The following is a 7,415-nucleotide window of genomic DNA, read 5'->3' as shown; positions in this document are numbered from 1 at the left end:
GATGAGCTTAACCGTTTCAACCTTGAATTCCCTGGAATACGTCTTCCTCTTCTTTGCCATGACAGTCCCTCCGTGCTGCCGGTTTTAGCAGCTTTTCGGACTGTCCACAAGATCGGGGAAGATCCAGTTTAGCGGGAAACTGCGGGGGAGGGCGGGAGGCTCCAACAAAAATGCCGCACCGAAAAGCGGTGCGGCACCATGTGACGCCGGGGCGATGGGAAGCCCCTAGGCGAGCCTGAACTGCCCGACCAGCTTTTGCTGCTCGTCGGCGAGCTGGGAGAGCTTGAGCGCCGAGGACGCCGATTCCTGGGCGCTCGCCGCGGTCTCCTGGACCACCTCGCTTATGGTCTGGATGTTCCCGGTGATCTCGCCGGTGGTGGCGGTCTGCTCCTCGGCCGCCGTCGCGATCTGGTTCACCTGCATGGTGAGTGCGCCGATCTGCTGCAGGATCTCCTCGAGGGCGCCTCCCGACTGCTCCGCCTCGGCGCTTCCCTGTTCCACCTCGCGCACCCCCGCCTCCATGACCTTGATCGCCTCCCGGGTCTCCGACTGGACCGCCTTGATCAGCTCGCCGATCTCCTTGGTGGCGCTGGCGGTGCGCTGCGCCAGGGCGCGCACCTCGTCGGCCACCACCGCGAAGCCACGCCCGTGCTCGCCGGCGCGCGCCGCCTCGATGGCGGCGTTCAGGGCGAGCAGGTTGGTCTGGTCGGCGATGTCGTTTATGGTGCACACGATGCCGCCGATCTGCTCGGACTTGGTACCCAGGCTCCCGATGCTGGCCGCCGATTTCCGGACGTTCTCCGCGATCTGGGTCATGCCGCGCACCGTCCCCTTGACCACCTCGGCCCCGGCTGCCGCCGCTTGGTTTGCCTGCTGCGAGCTCGACGCCGCCGAGGTGCAGTTCTGGGCGATCTCGTTGGAGGTGGCGGCCATCTCTTCGCTGGCGGTCGCGACCGTGTCCGCCTGGCCGGCCACCCGGGCGGACCCCGTCGCCATCTGCTCCGCGGCAAGCGAGAGCTGGGTCGAGGCGGAGGCGACCTGGCGGGTGTTCTCGGCAACCCGCGAGATGACCTCGTGGAAGTGCACCACGATGTTGTTGATGCTGCTGCAGATCGCGCCGATCTCGTCGTTGCCCGCGGAAGCGATCCGCCTGGTGAGGTCTCCCTGGGCGATCCCCCGGGTTGCCACCATGGCGTGCGCCAAGGGTTTCGTGATCGAGGCGATGATGCGCAGGCTGATCAGCAGCGAGATAAGGGCGACCAGGAGCGACACGCCAATCATCACGAAGGAGAGGGTGGTGGCGTTACGGACCGCCTGGCGCACCCCGGCGAGGATCTGCTGCTGGTTCTCGCCGATGCTCTTCACCTGCTCCTCACTCTTAAGTGCCTGCTCGCGCGAGATTCCCCGCGCCGAGTCGAGCGCCTTCTGCATGGCGGCGTTACTCTTGATGACGCTCAGCTTGGTCGCCTCGATCCGCCCGATGGAGGCGGCGGCGTGCTTGATGATGCCCGAGACCTGCCCGATGTTGTTGGCGAGCGCGGTCTGGCCGGACTGCTGCAACAGCTTGCGCGCCAGGGCGATGTTACCGTCGATGCGCTTCTCGGTCTGGGTAAGGGCCCCGGCGATTCGAGCGACCTCCGCCTCGCCGGAGCTCAGCATGATCTGGCGTACCCCGGAGTTGAGTTCCTTCACGTCCACGCTGATCGCCGAGCCCGCCTCCATGACCGCGGAGGCCGCGTTCTGGAAGCCGAGCGAAGCCACCACGTTGTTGCGGTCCTTGACGATCTGCAGCTCGAGGGTGTCGATGGTATTGAAGATCTTTCGGCTGTTCTCCTCGAGCGGCTTCACGATCTCCTGGATCTTGGCGGCGTACTGCTCGGTCTCGGTCTTCTCCGGGGTGCTCAGGATCTCCAGCCTGAAGGGGATGAGCCCTCCCTCGTCGGCGCCGATCTTGTTCAAAAGGTCGAGCGCCACCCCCTTCACCTCCTTGATGGCCGGGTTGTCGCCGTTTTCCACCTCGATGCTGCGGGTGAGCTCGACGGCGTTTTTCAGGCGCTCCCGCAAGGGGCCGATCTTGAACTTGTTCTTGATCAGCTCTAGGTCGCTCAAGATGATGCTGATGTCCTTGAGCCGGCTTTGCAAGGTGAGCAGTTTCTTGATGCTCGAGTTCACCTGCAGGTTCGCCGCCTGCGAGGAGTTGATAGCGCCCAGGGCCGAGCTCCCCAGCTGGCTGATGCTCTTGCGCATCTCTGCCACCCCGGCCTCGGCCCGGGTCAGCTCGCTGTTCACCGTGGCGATCTCCCCCCTGAAGAGCGCCATGTCCTTCAGGCGCTGCGAGGCGACCTGGACCACCGTCTGCTCGATCCCCCGCAGTACGGCGGTATCCACCCCCGAGGAGTCCGCGCCGCCCTCCCGGATCTCCTCGTTCAGGGCCTCCATGCGGCGGATCCGGCCGGTGATGGTGTCGGAGAGCTTCGCCACCTCCGCCGGTTCGGTGGTCATCTCCAGGCGCATGAAGTCGGCGGAGACCTTCTCGACGGTCTGCTGCAATTCCAGCATCTTCAGGTGCAGCGGGGTCGACTTGCCGGTGAGGATTTCGATGCTCGAACGCACCTTGCCGATGGAGAAGAGCCCGATGCCGGCGATGATGGCGATGCCGATGATGGTCAAGGCGACGTTGCTGAGCAGCTTGCTTTTGACGGTCATGGTGCCTCTCCTGCTGCTAGTTCTTGAAGGAGTTGAAGGGGACCAGCTTGCCGCCCCGGACGATCTCCAGGTAGACGTTACTCTGCCCCTGGTGGTTTCCCGGCGAGAAGTTCAGCTTGATCCCCCCCAGGTCGACGTCCTTCATCGCCTCGTAGGCCTTGAGGAGCCCTTCCCGGGTGGGCGGGGTGCCGGCCTTTTCCAGCGCGAGCACCATCGACTTCGCGGTCAGGCACCCCTCCAGGGTCACCGCGTTGAAGCTGACGTCCTCCGGGTTCTTCTCGATCGCCTCCTTGCACTCCTTGGTGACCGGGAGGCTCAAGTCGTCCAGGTGGGGGACCACTTGGGACATGAGGAGCCCTTCGGCGGCTTCCCCGGCCGCCTGGACCAGGTTGGAGCCGCCGGCGAAGGAACCGGTGGCGAGGTAGCTCTTGAGCCCTTCTTTGCGGGCTGCCTTGGCGAACTCGGCACCCGGCCCGTAGATGGAGCCCAGGATGATGGCGTCCGGCTTGGCGGCGATGATGGAGGCGAGAGCCGCGGTGACCGCTTGCGTCCCGCGCTCGAAGGCCCCTTTGGCGACCAGGGTCAGGTTGTGCCGCTTCAGCGCGTTCTCGGTGCAGTTGAGGACGTCGGTGCCGAAGGTGTCGTTCTGGTAGAAGATGGCGAAGCGCTTGGCGCCCCCTTCCTTGACCAGGAGATCGACCAGCTTGTCGAGTTCTTCCTGGTGGCTTGCGCGGATGTTGATCACCTCGCGCAGCACCGGGGAGCGGAAGTTGGAGGCGCCGGAGCGCGGTGCCACGAAGGGGAGCTTGTACTCCTTGACGATGGGGAGGATGGAGACGCCGTTGGAGGTGCCGATGGTGCCGATCACGGCGAAGATCTTCTGCTCCTCGATCAGCTTGAGCAGCCCGTCTACCGTCTTGTCCGGCACGTACTGGTCGTTGGCGTTCACCAGCTCGATCTTCCTGCCGTTCACGCCACCTTTCTCGTTGACCGCCTTGAAGTAGGCGTGGACCCCGACCTTCATGGATTTGCCGGCTCCCTTGTTCGGGCCGCTCTGGTCGTTTACCATGCCGATCTTGATGACTTCCCCTGCGGGTTCCGCCGCGAGTGCGGTGCCGGCTCCCATGGCCAGCAGTGAAACGAGCGTGATGATCGTCTTCATAGGTGCCTCCTTTTAATGTGACGGCTGCGGCTACACTGAGGTTCGACTGGCAGAATTTGTCAGGTAGCTGTTTTTACATAGGTGGACCGAGGTGGTAGCCCATGGTTATTGGTATCGGGACCCATCGGAGGAAACTTTAATTGATTTTAAATAAAACAAAATAATTGAAGCGCAAGGCAGACAGGTGCTCTCACGTCCTCCCCTTGCGAAGGGGGGAACGAGAGTTCGGCCGATCGGCGCATGACGGACTCAAACGGCTGCTTGAGCTAGATCATGTGGGAGCATTTTCGTTGGGGAGCAATCAAGATCTTGAAAAGGTGAGGCAAAGGTTTGTCGGATCGGTGGGGATGAGAGCCCGAGAGAAAACGTGGAAAAAGAGGAATGGAGAGGAATGGAGAAGAATGGAGAGGAATGGAGAGGAATGGAGAGGAATGGAGAGGAATGGAGAGGAATGGGCGCGGGCTAGCCGAAGATGCGCTTGAAGAGCCCCTTCTTCTCGGCTTCGCGGCGCTCGTTGATGAGCCGCATCCCGGCCTGGGCCAGGCGCTCGCGGCTGTTCAGCCTGAGGGCCTTCTGGAATTCGGACTCGGCGAGCCCGTCGCGCCCCTCGTCCAGGAGCATCCAGCCGCGGAACGAGAAGGCCTCGGCGCAGCGCCCCATCTGCAGGCTCTTGGAGAGGAGCATCCGGCACTTGTCCAAGCTGGTGCGGGAGCCGGTGTTTGCCGGGTTCTTGTAGATGGCCCAGGCCAAAAAGGCGCAGGTCGGGGCATCGTTGGGATCGAGGGTGTAGGCGTCCTGCAGCGCGCGCTCGGCGTTGGGGTAGTCCTCCATCTCAAGGAACACCTTACCGGACTGGAACTGGATACGGGCCTGCAATTCGTCGTCGCGCTGTCCGCCGACCCCCACGCTGTTCGCGTTCAGGATCTCGTCGTAGCGCTCCTTGGCGATCACGCTGGAGAGGGTGTTGTAGGCGTTGGCGTAGTGGGACAGGACGTCTTGGGCCCGTGAGAGGGTCGCCCCGGAGAGCTCCATGAACTTCTCCGCCGAGTACTGCCTGGTCTTCGAGAAGTAGGCCTCCTTGAGGGCGCCGAAGCTGAAGGAACCCTGGGAGAGCCCGAAGATCTCGTAGTAGTTCTTGTCCTGGATCGCGGCGTAGTCGCGCTGCACCTCCTGCTCGAAGTCGATCTCGCCCGCGGAGAGCGGCGCGGCCATCCCTTCTTCGCCTACCACGAGTTCCACCGATCCCGAGACCTCGTCCACCAGGTCCTCGAAGCTCAGCGGCGCGGCGTCGGCCTCGCGCACCTCCTCGATGGGGCGGTTGAAGAGCCGCTTCTGGGGGAAGTCGGGTCCCTGGTCGGCAACCGGCGTGGGGTGCAGGGCGAGCATCCCCAGGCGCACCAGGAAGTTTAAAAACGACGCGGCAGCGTTGCGGTCGGCGCTCGCCGTCACGATCTCCTCGACGCGGCGCCCGCAGGAGAGCAGCTCCAAAAGGTCGATGTCGTCGCGCCCCAGGGTTAACAGGTTGCTGCGCCGGAAATAGTGCGCCGTCTTCGCCGGAAAGAGCCGGCCGTACTGTGCGAGGTACTCCGCACCGGAAAAGCGTGCCGCGCTGGAGCGGGAGGCCTGGTAGAGGAGCCGGGGGAGGGAGACCGGGCAAAGCGGCAGCTCGGGGGGGAAGAGCTCGTTGCTGAAGTGTGCCTGGTTCCCCGCTTCCAGCGCGTCGCTCAGCCGCTTGGTGAGGAAGAGGCGGGACTGCTCGACCAATTCGTCGTAACTTAAGAGGCCCGCCTCGGTGAGCGTCAGCCGGGGCGCGCCGTCGGGGAAGAACTTCCCGCGGTCGGCGGCACCCAGGTGCCCGGTGGCCACCAGGTAGTTGATGAACTCCCCGGAGACAAAGGAGACCGGCTCCCCCTGGACGAAGGTGATTCGGGTCCGGTCGGCGAGTAAGAGGGTACCGGTGGCGCGGCCGGTGTGGAGTTCCACCAAAAGCCCGGCCAGGTCCTCCCCCGTCGGGGGCGCGGGAAGAGAGGAGCGCACCGCTTCCAGGAAGGCCTCGCGGGTGAACGGTTTTTCCAGGTACGCCTTCACACCGAGCTTTTCGGCCGCGGCGGCGTACCCCGCCCCGCGGTAGACGCCGGTCATCACGACGACGGGGAGCTCCCGCAAGGCCGGCGTGGTGCGCAGCTTTTTCAGGATTTCGACCCCGCCGATACCGGGGAGCTTCAGATCCAAAAGGACCAGGTCGATCCCGCCGCGCTCCAGGGCTGCCAGCGCGCTGATCCCGTCCGCTGCGGCGACCACCTGGTGCCCCTGCGCAACCAGGAAGGTCTGCAGCATCCCGGCAAGCCGCTGGTTATCCTCCGCGAGCAGGATCCGGGCCGCCATCAGGGAGCCTCTGCGCTGACGGTACTGGATCTGAGAAACTTGTGCACCGCGGCGTTGTGGGCGGTAAGGTCGCTGCTGAACTGGTGGCTACCGTCGCCGCGCGCCACGAAGTAGAGATAGGGGACCGTGGGGTGGCTCAGGACCGCCTCGATGGCGTCGCTGCCGGGGTTGCCGATCGGGCCGGGGGGGAGGCCGGCGATGAGGTAGGTGTTGTAGGGGGTCGGCTTCAGGATGTCCTGGCGCGAGACCTTCCCCGCGAAGGCGCGGATCCCGTACAGGGCGGTAGGATCACTCTGCAGGCGCATCCTCAGCTTGAGGCGGTTCTCGAACACCGCTGCAATGGTCGGCTTCTCTTCGGCGCGGACCGCTTCCTTCTCGACCATCGAGGCCAGGGTGAGCAGCTTCCCGAGAGAGAGGCCGGCCTTTTCGGCACGGGCCTGGTAGCCGCTTTTCAGCACCTTCAGCTGGCGCTCGACCATCTCGCGCACCACCTGGTGCTCGGTCCGCCCGGGAAGGATGTTGTAGCTCCCCGGGAAGAGGTACCCTTCCACGCTCGAGCCGTCGATGCCGAGCTGGTCCAGCAGGGTGCGGTCCCGGCAGGCGGCCAGGAACGCCTCCTTGCGGAAGATGGCGTGCTTCTCGAGGATCTCGGCAACCTGGTACATGGAATAGCCGGGAGGGAGGGCGAAGATGCGCTGGTAGACGTCGCCGGCCAGCATCTTGTCCAGGATCTCGAAGGGGCGCATGCCGTCGCTCAACTGGTAGTAACCCGCCTTGACCCGCGCGTCCCCACCCTTGATGCGGGCGTAGAGCGCGAAGAGCCGGGCGCTGGAGACGATGCCGCGCGACTCGAGTACCCCGGCGAAGCTGCGCAGCGAGGTCCCTTTGGCAAGCTCGACGATCTCCAGCTTCTTGCCCTTTCCGGCAGGGGCCTGGATGAACAGGTAGAAGCGCCCCAGGGGGATCATAATGAGGATGATAAGGACGAGGAGGGCGGCGCGGCGCCGCCGGCGGAGCTTACGGTAAAGACGTGTGAAGGCGGAGAGTGCGATGGGAGTACCCTGTTTAAAAACGGTGCTTTAGCGAGACGCTACCGCTAGCTTTAGGGCAAATCTCGAATGATGTCAAGGGTAAATGCCTCAATGGGGTAAGGAAAAGCGTG

The 7,415-nt window shown here is 64.2% G+C and carries 4 protein-coding genes; all 4 read right to left on the bottom strand.

Annotation, left to right across the window (positions count from 1 at the left end; translation table 11 throughout):
• Window positions 1-225 precede the first annotated feature (225 nt).
• The 4 genes from GMST_RS18390 to mltG all read right to left on the bottom strand — a co-directional run bounded on the left by GMST_RS18390 (window position 226) and on the right by mltG (window position 7,233).
• On the bottom strand, window positions 226-2,706 hold the full coding sequence (locus GMST_RS18390) for a methyl-accepting chemotaxis protein (RefSeq protein WP_183356166.1): 2,481 nt from the start codon (window positions 2,704-2,706) through the stop codon (window positions 226-228).
• A gap of 16 nt (window positions 2,707-2,722) precedes the next feature.
• Window positions 2,723-3,868: an ABC transporter substrate-binding protein gene (locus GMST_RS18385; protein ID WP_183356165.1), complete on the bottom strand. Its 1,146-nt coding sequence runs from the start codon at window positions 3,866-3,868 to the stop codon at window positions 2,723-2,725.
• 462 nt (window positions 3,869-4,330) lie between these two features.
• The gene (locus GMST_RS18380) at window positions 4,331-6,253 is read right to left on the bottom strand and encodes a response regulator (RefSeq protein ID WP_183356164.1); all 1,923 of its coding nucleotides are present in this window, start codon (window positions 6,251-6,253) and stop codon (window positions 4,331-4,333) included.
• Window positions 6,253-7,233 carry an endolytic transglycosylase MltG gene (gene mltG, locus GMST_RS18375; protein ID WP_281380071.1) on the bottom strand — a complete coding sequence of 327 codons (981 nt, stop codon included), beginning with the start codon at window positions 7,231-7,233 and terminating at the stop codon, window positions 6,253-6,255. Before mltG ends, GMST_RS18380 begins: the two co-directional genes overlap by 1 nt.
• Between the last annotated feature and the right edge of the window lie 182 nt (window positions 7,234-7,415).

It is taken from the genome of Geomonas silvestris (genome assembly GCF_014193515.1).
GTDB classification, from domain to species: domain Bacteria; phylum Desulfobacterota; class Desulfuromonadia; order Geobacterales; family Geobacteraceae; genus Geomonas; species Geomonas silvestris.
The sequence above is the reverse complement of the archived record's forward strand: the minus strand, read 5'-3'. Positions and strand labels throughout refer to the sequence as shown.